General features: G+C 70.5%; 2 pseudogenes. Both read right to left on the bottom strand.

What is annotated here, in order from left to right:
• Positions 1–233, bottom strand: a pseudogene (locus I53_RS21785) (biotin/lipoyl-containing protein); the annotation flags it as partial.
• Between the two features lie 241 nt (positions 234–474).
• Positions 475–1,623, bottom strand: a pseudogene (locus tag I53_RS21780) (pyruvate dehydrogenase (acetyl-transferring), homodimeric type); the annotation flags it as partial.
• Between the last annotated feature and the right edge of the window lie 175 nt (positions 1,624–1,798).

The following is a 1,798-nucleotide window of genomic DNA, read 5'->3' as shown; positions in this document are numbered from 1 at the left end:
TTCCACCGTCAGGATCGGGGTTCCTTCCGGCCCCTTCGACCCCACGGAGACCAGCAACTCGCGACGATGCCGCCGACCGGGGAAGGAACCTCCATGGTGGCCTTGTCGGACTCGATGCTGAGGATCAGGTCGTCCACCGCGAGGCGGTCGCCGGGCTTCACCAGAAGCTCGATGACCGGCACGTCCCGGTAGTCGCCGATATCCGGAAGGGCGATCTGCAGCGCGGCGCTCATGCGGGTGGAATTCCGGTTGCTGGAAGGCTGTGACGGCCTGTCCGCGTGCGGGCAGGGGAAGAGAAGCGCGATGTCGTCGACGCGCCGGATCTCCCAGCCACGCCCTCATCCTGAGGTGCCGGAGCGCAGCGGAGGCCTCGAAGGAGGGCTCCAGGGATCGCACGGCCGGCTGGAGAGCTCCTTCGAGGCGCGCTGCGCGCGCACCTCAGGATGAGGTCGCGGGTGGGTTCGCCGGTTGGCCTCAGATCGTCCAGGGCGCGGGCGCGTCCGCCGCGATGCCGTAGCGGCGGATCGCGTCCGCCACCGTGGCGCGCGGCACCGTCCCGGCTTCCGCCAGGGCGTGCAGCGCCGCGATGACCACGTGCTGCCGGTCGACCTCGAAGAACCGGCGGAGCGCGTTACGGGTGTCGCTCCTCCCGAACCCGTCTGTCCCGAGGGCGACGAAGCGCGCGCCGACATAGGAGGCGATCAGCTGCGGGTAGGCCCGGACGTAGTCGCTCGCCGCGACGATGGGCGCCGTGCCCGGCAGCAGCGCCGCCACGTGGCTGACCGGCGCCTCGGCTTCCGGGTTGAGCATCGCCTGCCGCTCGGCCTCGCGGGCGTCGCGGGCCAGCTCGCTGAAGCTCGTCACGCTGAACACCTCGGTGGCGACGCCGAAATCCTGCGCGAGCAGTTCCGCCGCCGCGATCACCTCCGGCAGGATCGCCCCGGAGCCAAGAAGCCGCACGGCGGCAGCGCCCGTCCCTTGCCCGGCCTCCGGCCCCGACAGCCGGTACATGCCCTTCAGGATCCCGGCCTCCGCCCCCTGCGGCATGGAGGGCTGGGCGTAGTTCTCGTTCATCGCGGTGAGGTAGTAGAAGGCGTCCTCGCCCTCCTCCATCATCGCCCGGGCGCCCCGGTCGACGATCACCGCCATCTCGTACGCAAAGGCCGGATCGTAGGCCCGACAGTTCGGGATCGCGGCCGCCTGCATGTGGCTCGACCCGTCCTGGTGCTGAAGGCCCTCGCCGCCCAGCGTGGTCCGGCCCGCCGTGGCACCGATCAGGAAGCCGCGGGCCCGTTGGTCGGCCGCCGCCCAGATCAGGTCGCCGACCCGCTGGAAGCCGAACATCGAGTAGTAGATGTAGAACGGCAGCATCGACAGGCCGTGGACGCTGTAGGCCGTGGCCGCCGCCGTCCAGGACGAGATCGCCCCGGCCTCGGTGATGCCTTCCTCCAGGAGCTGACCGTCCCGGGCCTCGCGGTAGTAAAGCATCGAGCCGGCATCCTCCGGCTCGTAGAGCTGGCCCTGCGGCGCGTAGATACCGACCTGCCGGAACAGGTTGGCCATGCCGAAGGTCCGGGCCTCGTCGGCGACGATCGGGACGATGCGCGGCCCGAGATCCTTGTGTCCGCCGGCTTCAGGAGGTGGCCAGCGCGGAGAACATCGCACTGATGGACTGGATGTGGGAGCGCCGTCTGCAATTGGCGCACGCGAAGCTGGCCGATCCGGTCAACGGCGTCGTGCCGGTCGGCCTGATCGCGTATCAATGCGGGTTCGCCAGCCAGGCGCACTCTCCCGCCGC

Origin of the sequence: Methylobacterium sp. B1 (assembly GCF_000333255.1) — a bacterium.
Lineage (GTDB): Bacteria > Pseudomonadota > Alphaproteobacteria > Rhizobiales > Beijerinckiaceae > Methylobacterium > Methylobacterium fujisawaense.
Note: the sequence above shows the minus strand (reverse complement) of the source record. Positions and strands in the feature narration are given on the sequence as shown.